Source organism: Bacillus sp. EB106-06-01-XG163 (genome assembly GCF_058791615.1).
In genome coordinates this window covers 77,933-100,857 of record NZ_JBYTDS010000001.1, presented here as the reverse complement: position 1 = coordinate 100,857, position 22,925 = coordinate 77,933, and the positions used below count along the sequence as shown (strand labels likewise).

29 protein-coding genes are annotated in these 22,925 nt (G+C 44.2%); 20 read left to right on the top strand and 9 right to left on the bottom strand.

The window, feature by feature from the left end:
• Position 1: 1 nt before the first annotated feature.
• From AC3WTF_RS00350 to AC3WTF_RS00335, 4 genes are all read left to right on the top strand, one after another.
• Positions 2–235, top strand: coding sequence for a DUF896 domain-containing protein (locus AC3WTF_RS00350; protein WP_003153997.1), 234 nt, complete (start codon positions 2–4; stop codon positions 233–235).
• A gap of 166 nt (positions 236–401) precedes the next feature.
• Positions 402–2,405, top strand: coding sequence for a transketolase (tkt, locus tag AC3WTF_RS00345; protein ID WP_032875043.1), 2,004 nt, complete (start codon positions 402–404; stop codon positions 2,403–2,405).
• 151 nt (positions 2,406–2,556) lie between these two features.
• Complete coding sequence (gene sirA / locus AC3WTF_RS00340; RefSeq protein ID WP_003153995.1) at positions 2,557–3,003, top strand: sporulation inhibitor of replication protein SirA; 447 nt, start codon at positions 2,557–2,559, stop codon at positions 3,001–3,003.
• A gap of 85 nt (positions 3,004–3,088) precedes the next feature.
• On the top strand, positions 3,089–3,307 hold the full coding sequence (locus AC3WTF_RS00335) for a YneF family protein (protein WP_003153994.1): 219 nt from the start codon (positions 3,089–3,091) through the stop codon (positions 3,305–3,307).
• Between the two features lie 73 nt (positions 3,308–3,380).
• Here AC3WTF_RS00335 and AC3WTF_RS00330 read toward each other — a convergent pair whose 3' ends face one another.
• Positions 3,381–3,554, bottom strand: coding sequence for an aspartyl-phosphate phosphatase Spo0E family protein (locus AC3WTF_RS00330; protein ID WP_012117647.1), 174 nt, complete (start codon positions 3,552–3,554; stop codon positions 3,381–3,383).
• 201 nt (positions 3,555–3,755) lie between these two features.
• Between AC3WTF_RS00330 and AC3WTF_RS00325 the strand changes: the two genes are divergently transcribed.
• The 3 genes from AC3WTF_RS00325 to AC3WTF_RS00315 all read left to right on the top strand — a co-directional run bounded on the left by AC3WTF_RS00325 (position 3,756) and on the right by AC3WTF_RS00315 (position 5,481).
• A complete protein-coding gene (locus AC3WTF_RS00325) occupies positions 3,756–4,463 on the top strand; it encodes a cytochrome c biogenesis protein CcdA (protein ID WP_088056486.1) in 708 nt (235 codons plus the stop codon).
• Between the two features lie 84 nt (positions 4,464–4,547).
• Entirely contained in the window at positions 4,548–4,910 is a 363-nt protein-coding gene (locus AC3WTF_RS00320) for a response regulator (RefSeq protein ID WP_007410327.1), read from the top strand.
• A gap of 79 nt (positions 4,911–4,989) precedes the next feature.
• Positions 4,990–5,481, top strand: a complete 492-nt coding sequence (locus AC3WTF_RS00315) for a CcdC family protein (protein ID WP_007611735.1) — start codon at positions 4,990–4,992, stop codon at positions 5,479–5,481.
• A gap of 27 nt (positions 5,482–5,508) precedes the next feature.
• Here AC3WTF_RS00315 and AC3WTF_RS00310 read toward each other — a convergent pair whose 3' ends face one another.
• From AC3WTF_RS00310 to sspO, 4 genes are all read right to left on the bottom strand, one after another.
• A complete protein-coding gene (locus tag AC3WTF_RS00310; RefSeq protein WP_007410325.1) occupies positions 5,509–5,937 on the bottom strand; it encodes a DUF2621 domain-containing protein in 429 nt (142 codons plus the stop codon).
• 233 nt (positions 5,938–6,170) lie between these two features.
• A complete protein-coding gene (locus AC3WTF_RS00305; protein ID WP_007410324.1) occupies positions 6,171–6,542 on the bottom strand; it encodes an Hsp20/alpha crystallin family protein in 372 nt (123 codons plus the stop codon).
• Positions 6,543–6,635: 93 nt separating this feature from the next.
• Positions 6,636–6,782, bottom strand: a complete 147-nt coding sequence (locus AC3WTF_RS00300; RefSeq protein WP_003153984.1) for a small acid-soluble spore protein P — start codon at positions 6,780–6,782, stop codon at positions 6,636–6,638.
• Between the two features lie 29 nt (positions 6,783–6,811).
• Entirely contained in the window at positions 6,812–6,958 is a 147-nt protein-coding gene (sspO, locus tag AC3WTF_RS00295; RefSeq protein WP_003153982.1) for a small acid-soluble spore protein SspO, read from the bottom strand.
• Positions 6,959–7,189: 231 nt separating this feature from the next.
• Here sspO and acnA point away from each other — a divergent pair, with 231 nt between their 5' ends.
• The 7 genes from acnA to AC3WTF_RS00260 all read left to right on the top strand — a co-directional run bounded on the left by acnA (position 7,190) and on the right by AC3WTF_RS00260 (position 11,987).
• Positions 7,190–9,916 (top strand): aconitate hydratase AcnA, encoded by a 2,727-nt coding sequence (gene acnA, locus AC3WTF_RS00290; protein WP_017417878.1) that lies wholly within the window; start codon positions 7,190–7,192, stop codon positions 9,914–9,916.
• Between the two features lie 61 nt (positions 9,917–9,977).
• Positions 9,978–10,487, top strand: a complete 510-nt coding sequence (locus AC3WTF_RS00285; protein ID WP_007410322.1) for a TlpA family protein disulfide reductase — start codon at positions 9,978–9,980, stop codon at positions 10,485–10,487.
• 79 nt (positions 10,488–10,566) lie between these two features.
• Complete coding sequence (locus tag AC3WTF_RS00280; protein ID WP_012117651.1) at positions 10,567–10,692, top strand: FbpB family small basic protein; 126 nt, start codon at positions 10,567–10,569, stop codon at positions 10,690–10,692.
• Positions 10,693–10,755: 63 nt separating this feature from the next.
• Positions 10,756–10,902, top strand: a complete 147-nt coding sequence (locus tag AC3WTF_RS00275; RefSeq protein WP_003153977.1) for an acid-soluble spore protein N — start codon at positions 10,756–10,758, stop codon at positions 10,900–10,902.
• Positions 10,903–10,926: 24 nt separating this feature from the next.
• A complete protein-coding gene (gene tlp / locus AC3WTF_RS00270) occupies positions 10,927–11,169 on the top strand; it encodes a small acid-soluble spore protein Tlp (protein WP_007410320.1) in 243 nt (80 codons plus the stop codon).
• Between the two features lie 86 nt (positions 11,170–11,255).
• On the top strand, positions 11,256–11,672 hold the full coding sequence (locus AC3WTF_RS00265; RefSeq protein ID WP_003153973.1) for a YbgC/FadM family acyl-CoA thioesterase: 417 nt from the start codon (positions 11,256–11,258) through the stop codon (positions 11,670–11,672).
• A 15-nt stretch (positions 11,673–11,687) separates the two neighbouring features.
• Complete coding sequence (locus AC3WTF_RS00260; protein WP_007410319.1) at positions 11,688–11,987, top strand: hypothetical protein; 300 nt, start codon at positions 11,688–11,690, stop codon at positions 11,985–11,987.
• Between the two features lie 32 nt (positions 11,988–12,019).
• Here the strand turns inward: AC3WTF_RS00260 and AC3WTF_RS00255 are convergent, their stop codons facing one another.
• Positions 12,020–12,307 (bottom strand): HesB/YadR/YfhF family protein, encoded by a 288-nt coding sequence (locus tag AC3WTF_RS00255; RefSeq protein WP_007410318.1) that lies wholly within the window; start codon positions 12,305–12,307, stop codon positions 12,020–12,022.
• Positions 12,308–12,395: 88 nt separating this feature from the next.
• A complete protein-coding gene (gene plsY / locus AC3WTF_RS00250) occupies positions 12,396–12,977 on the bottom strand; it encodes a glycerol-3-phosphate 1-O-acyltransferase PlsY (protein WP_007410317.1) in 582 nt (193 codons plus the stop codon).
• 151 nt (positions 12,978–13,128) lie between these two features.
• Between plsY and AC3WTF_RS00245 the strand changes: the two genes are divergently transcribed.
• The 3 genes from AC3WTF_RS00245 to parC all read left to right on the top strand — a co-directional run bounded on the left by AC3WTF_RS00245 (position 13,129) and on the right by parC (position 18,353).
• On the top strand, positions 13,129–13,536 hold the full coding sequence (locus tag AC3WTF_RS00245) for a CoA-binding protein (protein ID WP_007410316.1): 408 nt from the start codon (positions 13,129–13,131) through the stop codon (positions 13,534–13,536).
• A gap of 423 nt (positions 13,537–13,959) precedes the next feature.
• Positions 13,960–15,927: a DNA topoisomerase IV subunit B gene (gene parE, locus AC3WTF_RS00240; RefSeq protein ID WP_007410315.1), complete on the top strand. Its 1,968-nt coding sequence runs from the start codon at positions 13,960–13,962 to the stop codon at positions 15,925–15,927.
• A gap of 2 nt (positions 15,928–15,929) precedes the next feature.
• Entirely contained in the window at positions 15,930–18,353 is a 2,424-nt protein-coding gene (gene parC / locus AC3WTF_RS00235) for a DNA topoisomerase IV subunit A (protein WP_414843579.1), read from the top strand.
• A 52-nt stretch (positions 18,354–18,405) separates the two neighbouring features.
• Here parC and AC3WTF_RS00230 read toward each other — a convergent pair whose 3' ends face one another.
• Positions 18,406–18,531, bottom strand: a complete 126-nt coding sequence (locus tag AC3WTF_RS00230) for a hypothetical protein (RefSeq protein WP_003153957.1) — start codon at positions 18,529–18,531, stop codon at positions 18,406–18,408.
• 24 nt (positions 18,532–18,555) lie between these two features.
• Complete coding sequence (locus tag AC3WTF_RS00225) at positions 18,556–18,909, bottom strand: hypothetical protein (protein ID WP_003153956.1); 354 nt, start codon at positions 18,907–18,909, stop codon at positions 18,556–18,558.
• A 376-nt stretch (positions 18,910–19,285) separates the two neighbouring features.
• On the opposite strand from AC3WTF_RS00225, the gene AC3WTF_RS00220 reads away from it, so the two are divergent.
• The 3 genes from AC3WTF_RS00220 (at position 19,286) to AC3WTF_RS00210 (ending at position 22,918) form a co-directional block, all read left to right on the top strand.
• On the top strand, positions 19,286–20,704 hold the full coding sequence (locus tag AC3WTF_RS00220) for an alanine/glycine:cation symporter family protein (protein WP_007410311.1): 1,419 nt from the start codon (positions 19,286–19,288) through the stop codon (positions 20,702–20,704).
• 208 nt (positions 20,705–20,912) lie between these two features.
• A complete protein-coding gene (locus AC3WTF_RS00215) occupies positions 20,913–21,869 on the top strand; it encodes a sugar kinase (protein ID WP_020955881.1) in 957 nt (318 codons plus the stop codon).
• A gap of 29 nt (positions 21,870–21,898) precedes the next feature.
• Positions 21,899–22,918: a zinc-binding alcohol dehydrogenase family protein gene (locus tag AC3WTF_RS00210; RefSeq protein ID WP_492314152.1), complete on the top strand. Its 1,020-nt coding sequence runs from the start codon at positions 21,899–21,901 to the stop codon at positions 22,916–22,918.
• Positions 22,919–22,925: the final 7 nt, after the last annotated feature.

Sequence of the window (22,925 nt, the reverse complement as noted above, 5' to 3'; positions counted from 1 at the left end):
TATGATTTCTAAAGAAAAAATCGCAAGAATTAACGAATTGGCTCAAAAAGCTAAATCAAACACGATAACGGATGAGGAAAAAGCTGAACAGCAAAAGCTTCGCCAGGAGTATTTGAAAGGATTCCGCTCCTCAATGAAAAATACGTTAAAGAGCGTAAAAGTGATTGATCCGGAAGGCAACGATGTCACCCCTGAAAAATTAAAAAGAGAACAACAGAAAAATAATCTTCATTAAACAGAAAGAATACGGCAATACGTATTCTTTTTTCGTATATACTAATATCAGGATGTGATTTACGACAATTTTCAACAAGTTTATCTCAAATTTAAGCTGAAAGAGTTGAGAAAAAGTCAGCATCGCTTTATGATGAAAAGGTACAACAATAAGGAAGGGGATTATAATGGATACAATTGAAAAGAAATCAGTTGCCACCATTCGTACACTATCTATAGACGCAATTGAAAAAGCGAATTCCGGACATCCGGGCATGCCGATGGGAGCCGCTCCGATGGCATATACGCTGTGGACGAAATTTATGAATGTAAACCCGCAGAATCCGGGCTGGTTTAACCGCGACCGCTTTGTTTTATCAGCAGGCCACGGTTCAATGCTTTTATACAGCATGCTGCATTTAAGCGGATATGACCTCAGCATTGAAGACTTGAAACAGTTCCGTCAATGGGGAAGCAAAACACCGGGACATCCGGAGTTCGGGCACACAGCCGGAGTAGACGCTACGACCGGGCCGCTTGGACAGGGTATTGCAATGGCAGTGGGAATGGCAATTGCAGAACGCCATCTGGCTGAGACATATAACCGTGATTCTTTCAACGTAGTTGATCATTATACATACAGTATTTGCGGAGACGGTGATTTAATGGAAGGCATTTCTTCCGAAGCCGCTTCTCTTGCAGGCCATCTTGAATTAGGCCGCCTGATCGTATTATACGATTCTAATGACATTTCCTTAGACGGCGATTTAGACCGTTCTTTCTCTGAAAATGTAAAGCAGCGTTTTGAAGCAATGAACTGGGAAGTTCTTTATGTTGAGGACGGAAACAACATCGCTGAATTGACGGCTGCAATTGAAAAAGCGCGCCAGAATGATAAAAAACCGACTTTGATTGAAGTGAAAACCACGATCGGTTTCGGCTCTCCAAACCGTGCGGGCACATCCGGCGTTCACGGCGCTCCGTTAGGACTAGAAGAGAGCAAGCTGACAAAAGAAGCGTATGCTTGGACGTTTGAAGAAGATTTTTATGTTCCGGAAGAAGTATACGGGCATTTCAATAAAGCGGTAAAAGAAGCCGGCTCGAAAAAAGAACAGGAATGGAATGAACTGTTCGCGGCTTATAAAGAAAAATATCCTGAGCTTGCTGAACAGCTGTCACTCGGCATGAAAGGCGAGCTTCCTAAAGACTGGGATCAGGAAGTTCCCGTTTATGAAAAAGGCAGCAGCCTTGCTTCCCGCGCATCTTCAGGTGAGGTGCTGAACGGGATCGCCAAGAAAATTCCTTTCTTTGTCGGGGGATCTGCTGACCTTGCGGGTTCAAATAAAACGACAATCAAAAATGGAGGAGACTTCACGGCCAAAGACTACGCCGGGAAAAACTTCTGGTTCGGTGTCCGTGAATTTGCGATGGGCGCTGCATTAAACGGAATGGCGCTTCACGGCGGCCTCCGCGTATTCGGCGGCACATTCTTTGTGTTCTCTGATTATTTAAGACCTGCCATTCGTCTGGCGTCATTGATGGGTCTTCCCGTCACTTATGTATTCACGCATGACAGTATTGCCGTAGGAGAGGACGGGCCGACCCACGAACCGATTGAGCAGCTTGCTTCTTTACGCGCACTTCCTAACCTTTCTGTGATCAGACCTGCTGACGGAAATGAAACCGCAGCTGCATGGAAGGTTGCCGTTCAAAGCCAAGATCATCCGACAGCTCTTGTATTGACACGCCAAAACCTGCCGACGATTGATCAGCAGGCTGAAGAAGCGTATGCGGGCGTGGAAAAAGGGGCTTATATCGTTTCCAAAGCCCAAACGGAATCACCGGCCGCTCTTCTTTTAGCGACAGGTTCTGAAGTCGGACTTGCGATCGAAGCTCAAGCGAAACTGGCTGAAGAAAACATTCACGTATCTGTAGTCAGCATGCCGAGCTGGGACCGCTTTGAAAAACAATCGGCCGAGTACAAAAACAGCGTGCTTCCTCCGAATGTGACGAAACGTCTTGCGATCGAAATGGGTTCAAGCTTCGGATGGGGCAAATTTACCGGTCTTGAAGGAGACGTTCTCGCAATTGACCGTTTCGGTGCTTCAGCTCCGGGAGAAACAATTATGAAAGAATACGGGTTTACTGCAGAAAACGTGGTTGACCGCGTGAAAAAACTTTTAAACAAATAACGAGACAAAAGAGGATGAGTCAAATCATCCTCTTTTTCCTGTTTATGCGACAAAAATAGAAGGGGCGGCGTAACAGTAATAGACAATTCTTTCTTTTCTCCTTTTGTATAATAGAAAGCAATAACGAAGCGCTGTAAAAGGGGATGAGGAAATGGAACGTCATTACTATACACACCTGATAAAGGATGAGTTTGCGAACCACTACTTCGGGCGGGAAACGGCTATGTTTGAGTTGTTTCGAGACTATCATTGGACAGATCTGACACCCCAGGAATATCAAATGACAGAAAAGCAAGTTCAATATATAACGGAACCGATTCCGGTGATACATATGCATCAGCGTCTCCAGCTGCATTTAAACCGAATGAGTTACAGCCGTTTGGATTCCATTTACCGGCTTACACTGCCCGGAGAAAAGGGCCGCGCCACCTTCATGATGAAAGACAGTTTAATTGAGATTGCGGCTTCGGGAGATTATGAGGCGGAAACGATTTTCTTTGAGATTCTGCGTAAAATCAGCCCCTGTTTTCTTGCAATGGATTTCAAGACACGGCGCTACGGGTGGTTAAATCCGGTCAGAGAAAGAAATTTTGTCTAAAAACGAGGAAAAAGAGATGTAAATGTTGTATAATAGCCTTTGGTTTAGTACACTTTAAACTAGACAACATGAAGGAGGAAATAAAATGACTTTATGGGTTGGCATCCTAGTGGGCGTTGTCGCATTGCTCATAGGTGTTGCACTCGGGTTTTTTATTGCTCGTAAATATATGATGAGCTATTTGAAAAAGAATCCGCCTATTAATGAACAAATGTTACGCATGATGATGATGCAAATGGGAATGAAACCTTCTCAAAAGAAAATTAATCAAATGATGAAAGCCATGAATAATCAAGCGAAATAATACGTACAGATTATGATATAGATATACATGGTTATAAAAATAAAAAACCCGGAGAGGGTTTTTTATTTTGGCGTCATGTTTCACCCCAACTGCCGGTGTGCAGTTCTTTTTGATATTGTATGAGAAGGTGGTCAAGCTCCTGGCTGAGTTCTATCGTAATGTTTGATGTCATTCCGTTTGTCATGACGATTTTAAGCAGCTCTGCCCGTTTTTTTTCAATTTCATTTAATAGATGCTCTCTAATCACAGGGATATATCCTTTCATACATAAATCTTTCACCTGAGTCGCTATTATTATATCCACATTTATACTGTTTTTCAAATAAGAAGGAGTATAATATCTCGATGTCAAATTAAATTATATAAGCTTTTTCTATAAAAAGTAATCCTTCTCGGGAAAGTGTTAAAAAAATGAAATGATTTTGTCATAACTCGAAGGGAGTGTGTCATCGTGAGTTTTAATTACTTTCTGACGTTTGGGGCCGGATTTCTGTCTTTCATTTCTCCATGCTGTCTGCCGTTGTACCCCGCCTTTTTATCTTACATAACTGGTGTCAGTATGGACGAGGTGAAAACAGAAAAGGTGATGCTGCAAAAGCGCGGCCTCGTGCATACACTTTGTTTTTTGCTTGGTTTCTCCGTGATTTTTATCGCATTGGGATATGGAACTTCGTTTATCGGCAGTTTTTTTACCCAATATCATGAAGCGATCCGCCAGTTTGGCGCTATCATGCTGATCCTTTTCGGGCTGATTACTGCCGGTGTGTTTCAGCCGAAATTCATGATGAAAGAGCGGCGCATTCACTTTAAGCGCCGTCCGGAGGGGTTTATCGGTTCGGTTCTGATCGGTCTTGCGTTTGCAGCCGGCTGGTCGCCGTGCAGCGGGCCTATTTTAGGAGCCGTGTTTTCGCTGGCCAATACAAATCCTTCTTCAGCAGTGCCGTATATGTTTTTATATGTTCTCGGATTTGCGATTCCTTTTCTTGTTCTTTCATTTTTTATTACCAGAATGAATTGGATTCGCAAGCATCAGCTGCTTATCATGAAAATCGGCGGCATTCTTATGATTCTGATCGGAGTTATGCTGTTTTTTAACTGGATGAGCTACATTCTGATCGTTCTGTCAAATCTTTTCGGAGGATTTACGGGTCTGTAACGGATTAATAACTTTTGAACTATTATATACCCTTTTGTTTTTGGTACAATAAGACTAGTTAATGTTAAATATGTGGAGGGGAATATGACACGAGTTTTAGTTGTAGATGACGCCAAGTTCATGAGGGTGAAAATCAGAGAGATTCTGGAATCGGCGAATTACACAGTTGCCGGGGAAGCGGCTGACGGTGAGGAAGCCCTGGCAGTATATCAAAAAATCCGTCCCGACCTGGTGACAATGGATATTACCATGCCGGTCAAAAACGGTATACAGGCGCTGCAGGATATTTTAGCTTTTGACCCGAAAGCCCGGATCATCATGTGCACCGCCATGCGGCAGCAGCGGATCGTTCTGGAAGCGATTGAATTAGGCGCTAAAGACTTTATCGTTAAACCGTTTGAAGCATCTAAAGTGCTGGAGGCCGTAGGCCGGGTAACGGGAACGTAAACGTGTTCTCTTTTCAAATTGGTTTTTTTTATGTTTTTGGAGTATAGTATATAGTATCAAACTCCGTGCAAGCAAAGGAATGATAAAGATGATGATTATAATTTCATCCGTTATTGCAGCGGCCATGGCAATTTCCGTGATGATCGTCAGGATTAAATCCTCCGACAAGCCCGCTTCACCTAAAAAAATAATTCTCCCGCCGATTTTCATGAGTACGGGAGCGCTTATGTTCCTTTTTCCGATTTTCAGAGTGACGGGCGAAGAATTTTTGGAGGCCATTACGCTGGGCGTGATCTTCTCTATTTTTCTGATTAAAACATCTAAATTTGAGATTAAAAATAATGAAATCTATTTAAAACGGTCAAAAGCGTTTGTGTTTATCCTGATTGGTCTCTTGGTTATCAGAATCGCTATGAAATCCATTTTGAGCACGACGATTGATTACGGAGCTTTAAGCGGAATGTTTTGGATTCTGGCTTTCGGAATGATTGTCCCGTGGCGCATCGCGATGTTTTTGTCTTACCGCAAACTTTCGAATGAACTGAAGACCGCTGATATTCAGATGAATTAAAACCTTTCCGTCCGCCGGAAAGGTTTTTTATTTGAGCAGAGCTTGATAAGGAGTAAGATCAATCTGTTTTTCACGGAGATGCTTTTTTAAAAATTGATGATCACGCTTAGGAGTGGCCAGTATGTAACCCCTGATGATTAAATCACGGTTTATTTGTTCAGCTTCCTCCGCTAAGGAAAGTTCACCGATTTTTCCGGCGATTTTCGCTTTGGCTACATCCCGAAAGAGCTCCGGCACGGGGGCGACCAATTCATCCAAAAACGCCTTGTCACCCTCATTCCATAAGTGCCTGCTTTTTTCAATATAATAGTCCTGCCAATCCAGTTCTGACCGGCCGTCTTCTTTCGGTAAGCGTTTTAAAAATTTTCGAAACATAAAAAACCCGCCGATAGACAGCAATCCGATCATCACGATGACCCAAAATAAAATAAACCACATAAACCAGCCTTCCAGCATTGTTCTATCTCCTCCTTACTTTAACCATATTGTAAACGAAGACAGAATAGAAGAACACATGAAAAAAAGAATAGAAAAAATGATAGATGTCCAGTCATTCCGGTTGGTAGAACATATTCTATCGTATAGTGATTCTGCTATTTGGCCATGGGAGTTTCACTTTGAGGGTATATGACTGATATGACCGGACAAAAAAGCCGCTTCCATTGAGGGATGAAAGCGGCTTTTTTATGTTATAGAGGAAATTGAAAGGAAAAAGAGGCAGGAGTCTCATTTGGCTCCTTGTTCATGGAGACGGTCAGAATATGGTTGGTGAAATCAGTGAAAATATGTTTGTCATTCAGATAAAAAGGAAGCATCATTTGTTTGTTTAACGTCCGTTCAAGCGTTTTAACAGAGAGCATAAACTCATTCCCCGAAAGAGTGACGGTTATCGCTTGCACCTGCTTCAGCGCCGTCAGGTCGGCTTCAATGATATATTGACGGCTTGTTTCATATAGATCGATCGGCAGCGTCTCGTCATACCAAGCATACGGGTCCTCGTAAAACTGCCGCAGCCATTCTTCCGTATCATCAAATTCTTCAGCGTTTTTTGAGTGATTCATGGAAGCATTCCTCCATATTAAAAAGCCTTGCTATAACGTATGCAGAAGCTTTGAATGGGTGAATGGCACAAAAAAACAGACACGGGGTCTGTTTTACATATCGTGGCTTGTATTATGTTTTTGTCTTGTATGGTTGCGGTTTTTCACTTTTTTGCTTCCGCTCAGCGGTTCCGGCTGGCCGGGGTTATGGCCCTTCGGAGCATTTTTATGCATATCTTTACTCGTATTTTTATTTGTCATGTTAAAGCCTCCTTTTTAAGGTGTTCCGGCTATTGGTTTGTTTTTCTTTTTTTATTGTTCTGCCGTTCTTCTTCCGTCAGGACGAGCTGGTCATTTTCTATATAACCCGCGCCTTTGCCTTGGCTTTTCGCATCATTCATGCCGTTAATGACATGATTGGCTTTCCGTTTTACCATGATCATCACCTCAACATTAATATGGCTCTTTACAGCCCGTTGTATGAGGCGGAAAATCGGACAAAATTTACCGAAAATCATGCTGATAAGACGATCTTATTGTATTTAATAAAAACATTGATATTTACTTATGTATGATTTTATACTAAGATGAAATTGTGAGAAAATTGTGATGGAATGTGAACATTCATCTAAAGAACGATCTTGATCATTGAAGGGGGATTTTGGGAAATGACAAATCAGCAAAAAGTCGCAACACAAGACGTTTTCCAAGCAAGAAAAACATTTTCTTCAAATGGGAAAACATACAACTACTATTCATTAAAAGCATTGGAAGACGCAGGGGTCGGCAATGTTTCAAAACTTCCTTATTCTATTAAGGTTCTTTTGGAATCCGTTTTGCGTCAGGTAGACGGACGCGTCATTACAAAAGAACATGTTGAAAATTTAGCAAGATGGGGTACTGCTGAATTAAAAGATATCGATGTGCCGTTTAAACCTTCACGGGTTATTCTACAGGACTTTACCGGCGTTCCGGCCGTAGTTGACCTGGCATCTTTAAGAAAAGCCATGGCTTCTGTCGGCGGAGACCCTGATAAAATCAATCCTGAAATTCCGGTTGACCTGGTCATTGACCACTCCGTACAAGTCGACAAAGCCGGTACGGAAGACGCGTTAGCCATTAATATGGACTTAGAATTCGAAAGAAATGCAGAACGTTATAAATTTTTAAGCTGGGCAAAGAAAGCGTTTAACAATTATCAGGCCGTTCCGCCTGCAACAGGTATCGTTCACCAGGTAAACCTTGAGTTTTTGGCAAGTGTCGTTCATACGAAAGAGGAAGACGGAGAACTTGTGACATATCCTGATACATTGGTGGGAACAGATTCCCATACAACAATGATTAACGGAATCGGCGTCCTCGGCTGGGGTGTCGGCGGTATTGAGGCGGAAGCGGGAATGCTCGGCCAGCCTTCATATTTCCCTGTTCCTGAGGTCATCGGCGCGAAACTTGTCGGAAAATTGCCTAACGGAACGACGGCGACTGACTTGGCGCTGAAAGTCACTCAAGTGCTGCGCGAAAAAGGCGTAGTCAATAAATTTGTTGAATTCTTCGGTCCTGGTGTTGCTGAGCTTCCGCTTGCGGATCGGGCGACTATTGCCAATATGGCGCCGGAATACGGAGCGACTTGCGGATTCTTCCCGGTTGACGAGGAAGCACTTTCTTACCTGCGTCTGACCGGCCGTGAAGAAGAGCAGATCGATATTGTGGAAGCATACTGCCGCAACAACGGTTTATTCTATACGCCTGACGCGGAAGAGCCGATTTTTACAGACGTTGTGGAAATTGATCTGTCAAAAATTGAAGCGAACCTATCAGGACCGAAACGTCCGCAGGATTTAATCCCGCTTTCCGTTATGCAGGAAACGTTTAAAAAACATCTTGTCAGCCCGGCCGGCAACCAAGGATTCGGAGCGGATGCTGCTGAAGAGAACAAAGAAATTTCATTTAAACTTAACAGCGGCGAAGATGCGGTTATGAAAACAGGGGCGATTGCAATCGCCGCTATTACAAGCTGTACGAATACATCAAACCCTTATGTATTAATCGGTGCCGGATTGGTAGCCAAAAAAGCGGTAGAATTAGGCTTGAAAGTGCCGAATTATGTTAAAACATCACTTGCACCGGGGTCTAAGGTTGTTACTGGATACTTAGTCAACTCAGGCCTGCTTCCTTACATGAAGGAGCTCGGCTTTAACCTCGTAGGGTATGGCTGTACGACATGTATCGGGAACTCCGGCCCGCTTTCTCCAGAGATTGAAGAAGCGGTTGCTAAAAATGATCTCTTGATCACTTCTGTCTTGTCAGGTAACAGAAACTTTGAAGGCCGGATCCATCCGCTTGTCAAAGGAAACTACCTTGCGTCACCTCCGCTTGTTGTCGCATACGCATTAGCAGGCACTGTGAATATCAACCTGAAAACGGATCCGATCGGTGTCGGAAATGACGGACAAAATGTTTATTTCGATGACATCTGGCCGTCCATGGATGAAATCAATTCTCTCGTCAAACAGACTGTTACGCCGGAATTATTCCGCAAAGAGTATGAAACGGTATTTGACGACAACCAGCGCTGGAACGAAATCGAAACGACGGATGAAGCGCTGTACAAGTGGGATCAGGATTCCACTTACATTCAAAACCCGCCGTTCTTTGAGGAAATGTCTGTAGAGCCGGGAAAAGTTGAGCCTTTAAGAGGACTTCGCGTTGTCGGCAAATTCGGCGATTCTGTGACGACTGACCACATTTCTCCGGCCGGAGCGATCGGAAAAGACACACCGGCGGGCAAATACCTGCAGGAAAAAGGCGTTTCTCCTCGTGACTTTAACTCTTACGGCTCACGCCGCGGAAACCATGAAGTCATGATGAGAGGAACATTCGCCAATATCCGCATTAAAAACCAAATCGCACCGGGTACAGAAGGCGGATACACAACACATTGGCCTACCGGGAAAGTGACATCTATTTATGATGCCTGCATGCGGTATAAAGAAGATAAAACGGGTCTTGTCGTCCTGGCCGGAAAAGATTACGGAATGGGCTCTTCACGTGACTGGGCTGCAAAAGGAACAAACCTGCTCGGCATCAGAACAGTCATTGCCGAAAGCTTTGAAAGAATTCACAGAAGCAACCTCGTCTTCATGGGTGTGCTGCCGCTTCAGTTCAAACAGGGTGAAAACGCGGATACACTCGGCTTAACCGGTAAGGAAGTCATCGAGGTGGATGTTGATGAATCTGTACGTCCGCGCGACTTGCTGACTGTCAGAGCAATCAGTGAAGACGGTACGGTAAAAACATTTGAAGTTGTTGTCCGTTTTGACAGTGAAGTGGAAATTGATTACTATCGCCACGGCGGCATTTTACAAATGGTGCTTCGCGATAAAATGAAACAGTAGCAGAATGAACAAAGGAGAGAAAGCAGTCTGCTTTCTCTCTTTTTATGCGGGAGGCCTTGAGATGCTTGCGAAATGGCTGGGCGGAATGTTACTTATCGGGTTGTTAGTGTATGCGGGCTGGAACATTTATTCTGTACAAAAAAGTCCGAAAGAAGGGACAGAAGAAGGGATGAAAGCCCCTGACTTTACACTTGATACATTGTCAGGAAAAAGCATCTCCCTTTCTGATTATAAAGGAAAAAAAGTGCTCCTCAATTTCTGGGCGACGTGGTGCAAGCCGTGCCGAATGGAAATGCCCGATATGCAGGAGCTGCAGAAAGAATATCCTGATATTGCGGTAGCAGCCGTTAATTTTACGTCCTCTGAAAAAAATATACAGGCTGTGAAATCATTTGCTGATCATTATCAGCTGACCTTTCCTATTCTGATTGACAAAAGCGGAATTAACGGAGATTTCAACGTGCTTTCTTATCCGACAACATACATATTAGACGAAGAAGGAACCATTCAGCATATTCGCGTAGGCACGATGACAAAAAAAGAAATGAAAGAAAAACTGGATCTCAAATAGAGGTTCAGTTTTTTTATTTGTGGAGGGCTTAGGTTTTGAAAAATTGGAAAAAATGAATGAAAACACGGAGGTGAGAAGATTGAAAAAAATGCGAAAACGTTCTTTTCATGAATTGGTTATGGAAAATAAACGTGAGCTGATGACCAATACGGAATATTTGAATCAGCTTGAAGAAAAGCTGGAGCAGCGGTTCAAACAAAAATAACCTTTAATTTGCAGTCATGTTTGCACCTCCTTTTGCAAAATATACTCTTAAGGAGGGATGAACATGGGCATAAACAAGAAAGACGGCCAGCCGCAATACGCTCCGAGCCACTTAGGGACAAAACCCGTTAAATATAAACGCAACAAAGGGGAAAAGTTTCATGACAAGTCAAACGGACATCCGATTGTCATGCAGACGAAAGGCGAATAACATCATCAAAGGAGAGCAGACATTATGACAAACAATTATCAAAAACCGAATCCGGATGACCGTTCCGATAACGTTGAAAAGCTGCAGGATATGGTGCAGAATACAATTGAAAATATAGAAGAAGCCAAAGAATCAATGGAATTTGCGACAGATGAGGAAAAACAGCGCATTCAAGAGAAGAATGCCAGACGCAATGAAAGCATTGAATCGTTCCGCAGTGAAATCCAGGATGAATCGGCTGCAAGAGAAAACGGCTATCAATCATAATAAAAACCAGGGAAACCTGGTTTTTTTCTCTTTCCGGCTCGTTGTGATAAAATGGGGCTAATCTGATAATAAGGGAGCAGAGAACGTTGCATGTGTCAAAAAAAGAAATAGAAGTGCGTTATGCGGAAACAGATCAAATGGGCATCGTCTATCATGCCAATTACTTAGTCTGGATGGAGGTCGGCAGAACGGCGCTGATTAAGGAACTCGGATTCCTTTACAAGGATATGGAAGACAGAGGAGTGCTGTCCCCTGTATTGGATATCAGCATTTCTTATAAAAAGCCGCTCCGCTACGGAGAAACGGCTGTCGTACATACTTGGATTGAAGAATATAACGGATTTAAAACCGTTTACGGCTACCACATCTATAATCCGGATCAAGAACTTGCCATCAAAGCGACATCCTCTCATATATGCGTTGATAAAGAGAGTTTCAAACCGATTCAGTTTCGCAAGGCTTTTCCTGATTGGCATGCCGCTTACGAAAAGGCAAAAAAATAAGGAGCGGCTGCAGTTATGGCATTTGGAATTACGCGTAAGGAACTGGAAAGATGGAAGCGGGATGTATCGGAAGGGAAAATCGCTTTTTTAACGCATTACTGGCTGGACGACCGCTTTCCGGAGGCTAAGACCGTGACGAAGGCCGGTTCAAGCGATCTCAATAAACTGATCAGATGGGGAGCTGAGTATGGGCTGAAGCCGGAGTGGATTCACCATAAAAATGAATTTCCCCACTTTGACCTGCTCGGTGATACGCAAAGAAGCATATTAGAAAAAGAACATCTGACTGATCATCTCAAAAGGTTCAGGCTGTAAAAAAAGAACGCATCCGCTGCGTTCTTTTTTTCTTACACGTAATCAAATACCGGCTCTTCTGCCTGATCTGAATATGTGACTGACAAATCGTGATTATCAAAGTACCATAAGTCGCTTTCTTCAATAAAAAAGGTAATGCCTTCAACTTCCGTGCTGGTGCCGATGTTCATCGGCCGGTCTTTTAAAATGCCGAGAGAAAAGCCTTTCTGAACGTTGCTGCATCCCCCGTAACGGACAAAGAAACGGACATGGTCGCCTGTTTCCAGATCGAGCTCTTCTTTGTACCAATCCAGCGCGCCTTTCGTTACTTTCATGTTCATCCGGAACACTCCCTTTTTGTTTCTCATATAAAGAAATTATCTCTATTATAAACGCATATGGCATTTTGATGTCAAAATTGAAGTTTCATCAAAACCATTTGATCTTCGGTTCTGTTTTGTTTATAATCCGTTTGATGTTTGCCCTGTGTCTGTAGATAACAAACGCGGTCAAGAGCGTCACTACGACTAATAAATAAGGGTCTTTTACAAACAGACAGTAAATAATCGTATAAATCCCTGTTAACATTGAAGACAGAGAAACAAATTTCGTAAGGAATAAAAATACGAAAAATACTGCAACCATCGTAACGAATAACAGCGGAGCATAAAACAGCAGGACGCCCCCTGATGTGGCTACGGCTTTGCCTCCCTTAAACTTTGCGAACACGGGGAATACATGGCCGATTACTGCTGCCACCCCTGCGAGAAGAGGATGAATGGGGACGTGCAGTAAATATGGGAGCGCCGCGGCCAAGGTGCCTTTTAAAATATCGGCTGCGATGACAACAGATCCCGCTTTAACGCCAAGCGTGCGAAAAGCATTTGTAGCGCCCAAATTGCCGCTTCCGTGTTCTCTAATATCGATCCCTTTCGCAAGTTTGCCTACGATTAAACCTGACGGGATGCTGCCTATTACATAGGCCAAAATAATCAATAAAGCAATCAACATCTACATTTCTCCTTTTCAATGTCCCTTCACTCTATTTTAACACGAGTTGTTACCGTCTGATGACAAGTTTTTTGAGAATTAAGCTGACAAAGCGCTTTTTTTGATTCCGGCGAAGCGGTCATGTACAATATATCAAAAGGAGATGGTAAAGATGCAAAATCCTTCAAAATCAGAGATTAAAGAAATTCTGGATCGGAGCAAACGGATCGCAGTCGTCGGGCTGTCAGACCGTCCCGACCGGACTTCTTACATGGTTTCCAAAGCGATGCAGGATGAAGGGTATGAAATTATTCCCGTCAATCCAACGATTGATGAGGCGCTTGGCGTTAAAGCCGTCGCTTCATTAAAAGACGTGGAGGGACCGATTGATATCGTGAATGTGTTCAGACGCTCTGAGCAGCTTCCCGGCGTCGCTGAAGAATTTTTACAGACGGACGCTCCCGTTTTTTGGGCGCAGCAGGGCCTTGCAAATGAAGAAGCGTATCGCATGATTACAGACAAAGGACGGACGGCTGTTATGGATTTATGTATAAAAGTCGCCCGCGCTGTTATAAAATAGGAACAAAAAAAGCAAAAATCCTTGGCAAATCAGGGGTTTTTGCTTTTTTATTGAAAGAATACTCTTTGCGTATGATGATGAAACAGATACAATAAAGCATGAACAGCTTTTTTAGAAACCCCTTTATACAGGGGTTTACAGTCTGTTTGCGATGGCCGGCATAAAGCTATATAATAGAAAGCGAACTCATGTTCTTATTCGCTGAAAAGGGCACCAGAAAGATGAAAAGCCGTTCGAATGTATGTCTTGCGGCCTAAAAAACGAGCCATTCGCTTAAATATGTTGCGAAATCAAGCATATTGGTTATAATTGTGAGTCCGAGGAGAATTGGACCGAAGCTTGCGCATACTGAAAAACAAAGACATGAAAACATTTAAAAAAGAAAATGATTAAGAGCAGGTTTTTTGAAAGGGGTTTGTACGTTTGGCTAGAAAACAGCAATTTGATTACAACGAAGATGCCATACAGGTGCTTGAAGGCCTGGAAGCCGTCAGAAAACGACCGGGAATGTACATCGGTTCGACGGACACACGCGGCCTGCACCATCTGGTATATGAGATCGTCGACAATTCCGTCGATGAAGTTCTTGCCGGCTACGGAGATCATATTATCGTAACGATACATAAGGACAACAGCATCTCCGTACAGGACAGAGGACGCGGAATGCCGACCGGGATGCATAAGCTCGGAAAGCCGACGCCGGAAGTTATTTTCACCGTGCTGCATGCCGGGGGGAAATTCGGACAGGGCGGCTATAAAACAAGCGGCGGTCTGCATGGTGTCGGCGCATCTGTCGTAAACGCATTATCGGAGTGGCTGACGGTTACTATTGAGCGTGATGGATATGTGTATAAACAGCGGTTTGAAAACGGCGGCAAGCCCGTGACTTCACTTGAAAAAATCGGAACGACCAAAAAAACGGGAACGCTTACCCATTTTAAACCTGATCCGTCAATGTTCAGCGCAACGGTTTATAATTTTGACACACTGTCAGAACGTCTGCGCGAATCGGCTTTCTTGTTAAAAGGTTTGAAAATAGAATTAATTGATGAACGGAACGGAGTAAAAGAAGTATTTTATTATGAGAACGGAATTGAAGCATTTGTCGCTTATCTAAACGAGGAAAAAGACGCTTTATGCGAAGTGGTTTCCTTTGAAGGCGAGCATCATGACATTGAAGTCGATTTCGCGTTTCAGTTTAATGACGGGTATTCAGAAAATATGCTGTCATTCGTTAATAACGTCAGAACAAAGGACGGCGGCACCCACGAATCAGGAGCCAAAACGGCAATGACAAGAGCGTTTAACGAGTACGCGCGAAAGGTCGCCCTTTTAAAAGAGAAAGACAAGAACCTTGAAGGCGCCGATATCAGGGAAGGTTTGTCCGCAATCATTTCCGTGCGTATCCCGGAGGAACTGCTGCAATTTGAAGGCCAGACGAAAGGGAAGCTTGGCACAAGTGAGGCGAGATCCGCCGCGGATGCCGTCATTTCCGAGAATCTTGCTTATTTCCTGGAAGAAAACCGCGATACAGCAACCCTGCTTGTCAAAAAAGCGATTAAAGCAAGCCAGGCCCGTGAAGCGGCCCGTAAAGCGAGAGAAGAAGCGAGAAGCGGCAAAAAGCGCAAAAAATCAGAAGCGACGCTGAGCGGAAAACTCACACCGGCCGGTTCCAGAAATCCGGCGAAGAATGAATTGTATCTGGTGGAGGGAGACTCTGCGGGAGGTTCTGCAAAACAGGGAAGAGACCGGAAATTCCAAGCCGTGCTGCCCCTTCGCGGAAAGGTCATCAACACAGAGAAAGCAAAGCTTGCAGACATCTTCAAAAATGAAGAAATCAATACGATTATTCATGCGATCGGAGGCGGTGTCGGCGCAGATTTTGAGATAGACGACATCAATTATGACAAGATCATCATCATGACGGACGCGGATACCGACGGCGCGCACATTCAAGTCTTGCTGTTAACGTTTTTCTACCGCTATATGAAACCTTTAATCGAGCACGGAAAAGTCTTCATCGCCCTTCCGCCTCTTTACAAAGTGAGCAAAGGAAGCGGTAAGAAAGAGATTATTGAATATGCTTGGTCCGACGAAGAAATGGACGGCGTTTTAAAGAAAGTCGGCAAAGGGTATACCATCCAGCGCTATAAAGGGTTGGGAGAAATGAACGCAGACCAGCTCTGGGAAACGACGATGAATCCCGAATCGCGAACGCTCGTCAGAGTCAAGATCGACGATGCGGCACGGGTAGAACGCCGTGTAACGACATTAATGGGAGACAAAGTAGAACCGAGAAGAAAATGGATTGAAAAAAATGTTGCCTTCGGATTAGATGAGGAAAGCAATATTTTAGAAAATGAAAACTTGTCGGTCGCTGAGGAGGTTTAATAGTGGCACAGCCAGAATTATTTCATGATTTACCGTTAGAAGAAGTAATCGGCGACCGTTTCGGACGCTACAGTAAATACATTATTCAAGACAGGGCGCTGCCCGACGCTCGTGACGGTTTAAAGCCGGTGCAGCGGAGAATTTTATACGCCATGCACGCGGACGGAAATACATTCGATAAAAATTTCCGTAAAGCGGCGAAAACGGTCGGAAACGTTATCGGTAATTATCATCCGCACGGTGACAGCTCTGTTTATGAAGCGATGGTGCGGATGAGCCAGGATTGGAAAGTGCGGAATGTGCTGATTGAGATGCACGGCAACAATGGAAGCATTGACGGTGATCCGCCGGCTGCCATGCGTTATACGGAAGCGAGATTGTCTTCTATCGCGTCAGAGCTTTTGCGTGACATCGATAAAAATACGGTTGAATTCGTTCCGAACTTTGATGACACTAGTAAAGAACCGGTTGTTTTGCCCGCCATGTTCCCTAACTTGCTTGTCAACGGATCAACCGGAATTTCAGCGGGCTATGCGACTGATATTCCCCCTCATCATCTGGGTGAGGTCATTGATGCCGTCATTAAACGGATTGAATCTCCGGATTGCACCGTCGATGACTTGATGCAGGTGATTAAAGGGCCTGACTTTCCGACAGGAGGCATTATTCAAGGAGTCGACGGCATTCGGAAGGCTTATGAAACCGGGAAAGGCAAAATTATTATCCGCGGCAAGGCTGAAGTGGAATCCGTAAGAGGCGGACGGGAGCAGATCGTCATTACAGAAATTCCGTTTGAAGTAAACAAAGCCAATCTCGTAAAGAAAATGGACGAATACCGCATAGACAAAAAAGTCGAAGGCATTTCTGAAGTCCGGGATGAAACTGACCGCACGGGGCTTCGGGTGGTCGTTGAGTTAAAGAAAGAAGCCGATGCAAAAGGCATTTTGAATTTCTTATATAAAAACACTGATCTGCAGACAACATATAACTTTAATATGGTCGCCATACATAACCGCCGGCCGATGCTGATGAGTCTTACGGCCATCCTGGATGCGTATATTTCCCACCAGAAGGAAGTGGTGACAAACCGCTCCGTCTTTGAATTGCAAAAAGCAAAAGAGCGGCACCACATCGTTGAAGGACTGATGAAGGCACTGTCTGTGTTAGATGAGGTCATAGCCGTCATCCGGGCAAGCAGCGACAAGAAAGATGCGAAACAAAACGTAATGTCTAAATTCACATTTACGGAGCCGCAGGCCGAAGCGATCGTATCCTTGCAGCTGTATCGTCTGACAAACACGGATATTACGGCGCTAAAAGAGGAAGCGGAAGAGCTCAGCAAGAAAATTCAGGAGCTCGAAGCCATTTTAAGTCATGATAAAAAGCTGTTAAAAGTCATTACAAGCAACCTGAAAAAATTGAAAAAGACCTATGCTGACAGCAGACGGTCTGTCATTGAAGAAAAGATTGAGGAAATTAAAATCAATCTTGAAGTCATGGTAGCCTCTGAGGACGTATATGTGACAGTCACAAAAGACGGCTATGTAAAACGAACAAGTCAGCGGTCATTTGCCGCTTCTAACGGCCAGGATTTCGGTATGAAGGATACTGACAGGCTGATTCACCAATTTGAAATGAATACAACGGATGTTCTCCTGCTCTTTACCAATAAGGGAAGCTATGTTTATTGTCCGGTTCACCAGCTTCCCGATATCAGGTGGAAAGACATGGGGCAGCACGTAACGAACATCATCACGATTGACCGTGATGAAACCATCGTGAAAGCTATACCGGTAAAAGAATTTGATCCATCTTCATATTTATTGTTTATGACGAAAAACGGCATGGTGAAGAGAACTGAAATGACGCATTACAAAGCGCAGCGTTACTCGAAAGCGCTTGTTGCCCTTAACCTTAAAGGGGACGACGAGCTGATTGATGTTCATGTCACAGACGGCGGCAGCCAGCTGTTTATCGCCACCCGCCTCGGGTACGGTTTATGGTTCGGTGAAGATGAAGTAAATGTAGTCGGTGCCCGTGCGGCCGGCGTAAAGGGCATAAATGTAAAAGACGGTGATACCGTCGTATCAGGACAAATCCTGCATGAGACAGATTCGCTTGTCCTTGTCACACAGCGGGGAGCAATCAAGCGGATGAACCTATCTGAATTCGAAAAAACATCCAGGGCGAAGCGCGGTGTCATCATGCTGCGTGAGCTTAAAAAGAACCCGCATCGTGCAGTCGGCGTATTCGCGTGCGCTTTAGCCGACATGATCGCTGCGGAAACAGAAAAAGGCGAGAGAATCGAAATCGCCGTGAAGTCCTTGCGGGCGAATGACCGATACAGCAACGGTTCCTTCTTTACCGATGAAGATGAGACAGGGCCGGTAACAGATGTATGGCGTATCCCCGCGTCTGATGTTTAAGAGTAAAAATAAAATAAAAAAACCTCCGCTCATTGAGCGGAGGTTTTACTATTTAGCTTTCATGGCTGCCGAATAAGTCAGTGATAGCGTGAATGACTTCGATTCCCTGCCATACAAATAAATTCAATGCAGTGAATGAAAATAACCCTAAAATCACCATTCGTAAGATAAACAACATGTTTAACAACCTCCTCATTTTATGTTACATAGATAGGCGATGTTGAACATGAAGCTCATCGAAATACGAGGACTGATAAAATTTAGCGATTAAAAAGCTTTTCTTTCGCTGTCTTCTCCGTGAAGCGGGGCGTCTCCTGTCTGATATCACGATCAGTGAGACAGAAGCGGCAAAAAGCGCCGTCAAGATATATGAGCCCGTCAGCGATTTTTTCTCATCATCAGCATTTTGGCCGGCCTTCATTTCGTGCATTTCCTGCTGGTCGGCTACCGCTTTAAAATGATGAGCAGTATCAAACGCATGGGGAATGGAGAGCAAATGAAAGCTTGCAATCGCTAAAAATAAAATAGAAGCTTTTAAAAACAAGATTTTTTTCAAATGTTCTCCCCCCTTCATAAGTCTGAATATTTTTATTATAATACCCTAATTTAAATGTAAAGTAAACATATTTATTAAATTTAAAAAATTATTATCCTGGTTAAGTATATACCATTCCATCCATCTTTTCATCTCTTTTTTCTTAAAGACCTATTTGTTATGATATGCACGCATTCCTTATGACGTGACAACATCTTTCGGGCTGTAAGATAAAAAACGGGGCATGACAGCAAAAGACGTGATGTAGAAACCGAAACATTTTCTTAAAAAAACTTCTCAACCACTGTTGTTGTGATATAATAATACTCGTTGTGTTAAAAGATCTAACATATGCAGCAAAAATGACAGTAAAAGATATGTAAAAGGGAGGTTAAACATGGAGGCTTTCATCAGTGAAATCATAAATGTTCCAAATGATTTTATTTGGAAGTATCTTGTTTATATTTTAGTCGGGATCGGATTGTACTTTACGTTCCGTTTTCGCTTTATTCAATTCCAATACTTTATTGAAATGTTCAGAATCGTCGGGGAGAAGCCGCAAGGGAATAAAGGAGTGTCTTCAATGCAGGCATTCTTTATCTCAGCCGCTTCTCGTGTCGGAACCGGAAACTTGACCGGCGTCGCGCTGGCGATTGCAACAGGCGGTCCCGGCGCAGTATTTTGGATGTGGATCGTAGCGATTGTCGGTATGGCTTCCAGCTTTGTGGAAAGCACCTTGGCGCAGCTGTATAAAGTGCGTTCCGGTGACGAATTCCGCGGCGGTCCGGCATATTACATGGCAAAGGGACTGGGCGCCCGCTGGCTCGGTATTTTATTCGCGGTATTGATTACCGTTTCTTTCGGACTTATCTTTAACGCCGTGCAGTCAAATACGATTTCTGTGGCGTTTGACGAAGCATTCCATGTGAATAAAACAGTTATCGCAATCATTTTAGCTGTATTAACGGCTTTCATTATATTCGGCGGTCTGAAACGTGTTGTTTCCGTTTCGCAATTAATCGTTCCGGTCATGGCGGGTATGTATATTCTGATCGCGCTGTATGTCGTGATTGTAAATATTACAGCGGTACCTGAGCTGTTTGTTACGATTGTGAAAAATGCGTTCGGTCTTGAACAGATCGTCGGCGGAAGCTTAGGAAGCATCATTATTATCGGTGCGCAGCGCGGCCTGTTTTCAAACGAAGCGGGTATGGGAAGCGCGCCGAATGCCGCAGCGGCTGCACATGTGTCGCATCCGGCTAAGCAGGGATTAATTCAGACGCTCGGCGTGTTTTTTGATACATTTATTGTTTGTACATCGACTGCCTTTATCATTTTATTGTACAGCTTTACGCCTAAAGGCGACGGCATCCAAGTGACACAAGCCGCACTGCAGCACCACCTCGGCGGCTGGGCCCCGACATTTATTGCGATTGCGATGTTTTTATTCGCATTCAGCTCTGTGGTCGGCAACTATTACTATGGTGAAACGAATATTGAATTTATTAAAACAAGCAAAACATGGCTTAATATTTACCGCGTATTCGTTGTAGTGATGGTGGTATACGGATGTTTGGCTGACTTCCAGATCGTCTGGGACATGGCAAACTTGTTTATGGGACTCTTGGCTCTCATTAACTTAGTGGCAATTTTACTGCTGAGTAATGTAGCCTACAAGATCTATAAGGATTATGCCGCTCAGCGCAAAAAAGGTCTTGATCCCGTATTCAAAGCCGAGAATACCCCGGAGCTCAAGCATATTGAAACATGGGCGGAAGAAGAAGGTACAAGCCCCGAACGTAAGACTGCTAACTGAGGAAACATGCATACAATTTTCAAAAAACCTCTTACATTTTGTTGTGAGGGGTTTTTTTATTTTATGTGAAAAACCGGGTTATTTTTACTGAAAACAGATTTTTTTGAATTTATTGTATTTTTATCTTGCGTGTGTAAGGGTTTTCATATAAAGTTTTACTAAACCGGTTTACCAAACCGATTTAGTCTTCAAAGAAAGGAGTATTGATGTGGCTTCTGATTATGGCATTTTTACGATCGGTGATGCGATGATCACCTTAAATCCCGCAAGCACAGGACCTTTGCGTTTTGTTACCCATTTTGAACGAAAAGCAGGAGGAGCTGAACTGAATTTTGCGATTGCATGCGCCAGATTGAATCTGCACTCAAAGTGGGTCAGCAGACTGGGGAAGGATGAGTTCGGCAGAGTGATTTATCAGTTTGCCAAAGGAGAAGGAATTGATGTGACTGACGTCTCCTATGTTGAAGGCTTTCCTACATCTTTAAATGTCAAAGAGATCAGAAATGACGGTTCAGGCAAGACGTTTTATTATCGTTTCAATTCACCAATTCTGACTCTTGCACCGGAAGATATAACAGAGAATATGTTTGCCGGCATTCACATCGTTCATCTTACCGGTGTGTTCCTCGCACTTGATAAGAAAAATCTTGAAATTGCTGAAAGGGTGCTTTCCATCGCCAAAGCAAGAGGGATTCCCGTATCTTTTGATCCGAATATCAGGCTGAAGCTGTGGACGATTGAGGAGGCGCGTGCGGCATTTCATCAAATCTTTCCGCATACTGATATTCTTCTGGCGGGCCGGGACGAAATGAAACAGCTGACAGGTATAGGGGAAAATGAAGCATTAGCCCGGTTTGCAGAAACCTATTCAATCAGCCAGCTCGTCATAAAAGACGGTGAAGCAGGTTCTATGCTGTATCATGATCATAAGTGGGTTCATAAAGAGGCTTTCCCGGTTGCGCCTGTTGACACGGTAGGAGCGGGTGACGGCTTTAATGCCGGCTACCTGTACAGTTATCTGCATGGTTTTGAACCGGAAAAACGTCTGGAGTTTGCCAATGCGGTCGGTGCGCTCGTCACCACAGTTTCCGGTGACAATGAAGGGCTTCCCTATCTAGAAGAGGTTCTGTCATTTGTAAACAAAGAGACTGTGATTGAACGGTAGCAAGCACAACTTAAAAAGCGGGTGAGAAAATGAAAGCGGTTCTAGTACGGAAAGCATTTGATCTGGTGGTGACGGAATGTGAGAAACCGTCTGTTGTCCACGCGGATGATGTTCTTGTCAAGGTGAAGCGGGTCGGAATTTGCGGATCAGATTTGCATATTTATCATGGGACAAATCCGTTAGCGTCCCTGCCGAGAGTAATCGGACATGAAGTTACAGGGGAAGTCGCAAATACCGGTTCTCATGTCCGGCGTTTCAAGCCGGGTGACCGCGTAGTGGTTGAACCGATATCTTATTGCGGAACATGCTATGCCTGCCGGAAAGGACGTCCGAACGTCTGCAAAGCGCTTTCGGTGTTCGGCGTTCATGAAGATGGCGGGATGCGGGAATATATCGTGGTTCCGGAAAAGCAGCTGCATGCCGTTTCCCCCGATCTGCCCTGGGAGGAAGCGGTCATGGCAGAACCATATACGATCGGCGCCCAGGCCGTTTGGAGAGGCCGTGTCGAGAAGGAAGATACCGTTTTGATTCAGGGAGCGGGACCGATCGGAATCTGCATATTAAAAATGGCAAAGTTCAAAGGCGCTTCCGTCATGATAACCGACTTGAATGATGAACGCTTGGCATTCGCTGAAAAAAACGGTGCGGACGTTACCGTCAACGCGCAAAAAGAAGATCCCGTTTTGCGGGTGAACGAATGGACAGAAAATGAAGGCGCCAATGTCGTCATTGATGCCGTCTGTCTCCCCTCAACGTTTGAAACGTCCATTGACGCGGTGTCTCCGGCCGGTCATGTGGTTGTGCTTGGTTTTGATGAGAGGACTGCCGGCATTTCTCAGCTTCCGATCACAAAAAAGGAAGTCACGATAACCGGTTCAAGATTGCAGACGAATCAGTTTCCGTACATTACAGACTTACTGAATAAAGGCCTGTTAACGCACGGCGGTCTTATTACACATACATTTTCAGCAGATGACGTCCATCAAGCATTTCAGTTGATCGAACAGCACCCGGACAAGGTGGGAAAAGCAATCATTACGTTTGATTAAAGGAGGA

Coding starts and splice junctions, on each gene's coding strand:
- tlp (WP_007410320.1), top strand. CDS start 10,927: ATGACAAACAATTATCAAAAACCGAATCCGGATGACCGTTCCGATAAC.
- AC3WTF_RS00210 (WP_492314152.1), top strand. CDS start 21,899: ATGAAAGCGGTTCTAGTACGGAAAGCATTTGATCTGGTGGTGACGGAA.
- AC3WTF_RS00245 (WP_007410316.1), top strand. CDS start 13,129: ATGCAAAATCCTTCAAAATCAGAGATTAAAGAAATTCTGGATCGGAGC.
- AC3WTF_RS00285 (WP_007410322.1), top strand. CDS start 9,978: ATGCTTGCGAAATGGCTGGGCGGAATGTTACTTATCGGGTTGTTAGTG.
- AC3WTF_RS00350 (WP_003153997.1), top strand. CDS start 2: ATGATTTCTAAAGAAAAAATCGCAAGAATTAACGAATTGGCTCAAAAA.
- tkt (WP_032875043.1), top strand. CDS start 402: ATGGATACAATTGAAAAGAAATCAGTTGCCACCATTCGTACACTATCT.
- plsY (WP_007410317.1), bottom strand. CDS start 12,977: ATGTTGATTGCTTTATTGATTATTTTGGCCTATGTAATAGGCAGCATC.
- AC3WTF_RS00260 (WP_007410319.1), top strand. CDS start 11,688: ATGGCATTTGGAATTACGCGTAAGGAACTGGAAAGATGGAAGCGGGAT.
- AC3WTF_RS00310 (WP_007410325.1), bottom strand. CDS start 5,937: ATGCTGGAAGGCTGGTTTATGTGGTTTATTTTATTTTGGGTCATCGTG.
- AC3WTF_RS00300 (WP_003153984.1), bottom strand. CDS start 6,782: ATGACAAATAAAAATACGAGTAAAGATATGCATAAAAATGCTCCGAAG.
- AC3WTF_RS00220 (WP_007410311.1), top strand. CDS start 19,286: ATGGAGGCTTTCATCAGTGAAATCATAAATGTTCCAAATGATTTTATT.
- AC3WTF_RS00305 (WP_007410324.1), bottom strand. CDS start 6,542: ATGAATCACTCAAAAAACGCTGAAGAATTTGATGATACGGAAGAATGG.
- sirA (WP_003153995.1), top strand. CDS start 2,557: ATGGAACGTCATTACTATACACACCTGATAAAGGATGAGTTTGCGAAC.
- sspO (WP_003153982.1), bottom strand. CDS start 6,958: ATGGTAAAACGGAAAGCCAATCATGTCATTAACGGCATGAATGATGCG.
- AC3WTF_RS00315 (WP_007611735.1), top strand. CDS start 4,990: ATGATAAAGATGATGATTATAATTTCATCCGTTATTGCAGCGGCCATG.
- AC3WTF_RS00320 (WP_007410327.1), top strand. CDS start 4,548: ATGACACGAGTTTTAGTTGTAGATGACGCCAAGTTCATGAGGGTGAAA.
- acnA (WP_017417878.1), top strand. CDS start 7,190: ATGACAAATCAGCAAAAAGTCGCAACACAAGACGTTTTCCAAGCAAGA.
- AC3WTF_RS00335 (WP_003153994.1), top strand. CDS start 3,089: ATGACTTTATGGGTTGGCATCCTAGTGGGCGTTGTCGCATTGCTCATA.
- AC3WTF_RS00255 (WP_007410318.1), bottom strand. CDS start 12,307: ATGAACATGAAAGTAACGAAAGGCGCGCTGGATTGGTACAAAGAAGAG.
- AC3WTF_RS00275 (WP_003153977.1), top strand. CDS start 10,756: ATGGGCATAAACAAGAAAGACGGCCAGCCGCAATACGCTCCGAGCCAC.
- AC3WTF_RS00230 (WP_003153957.1), bottom strand. CDS start 18,531: ATGTTGTTTATCTTACGAATGGTGATTTTAGGGTTATTTTCATTCACT.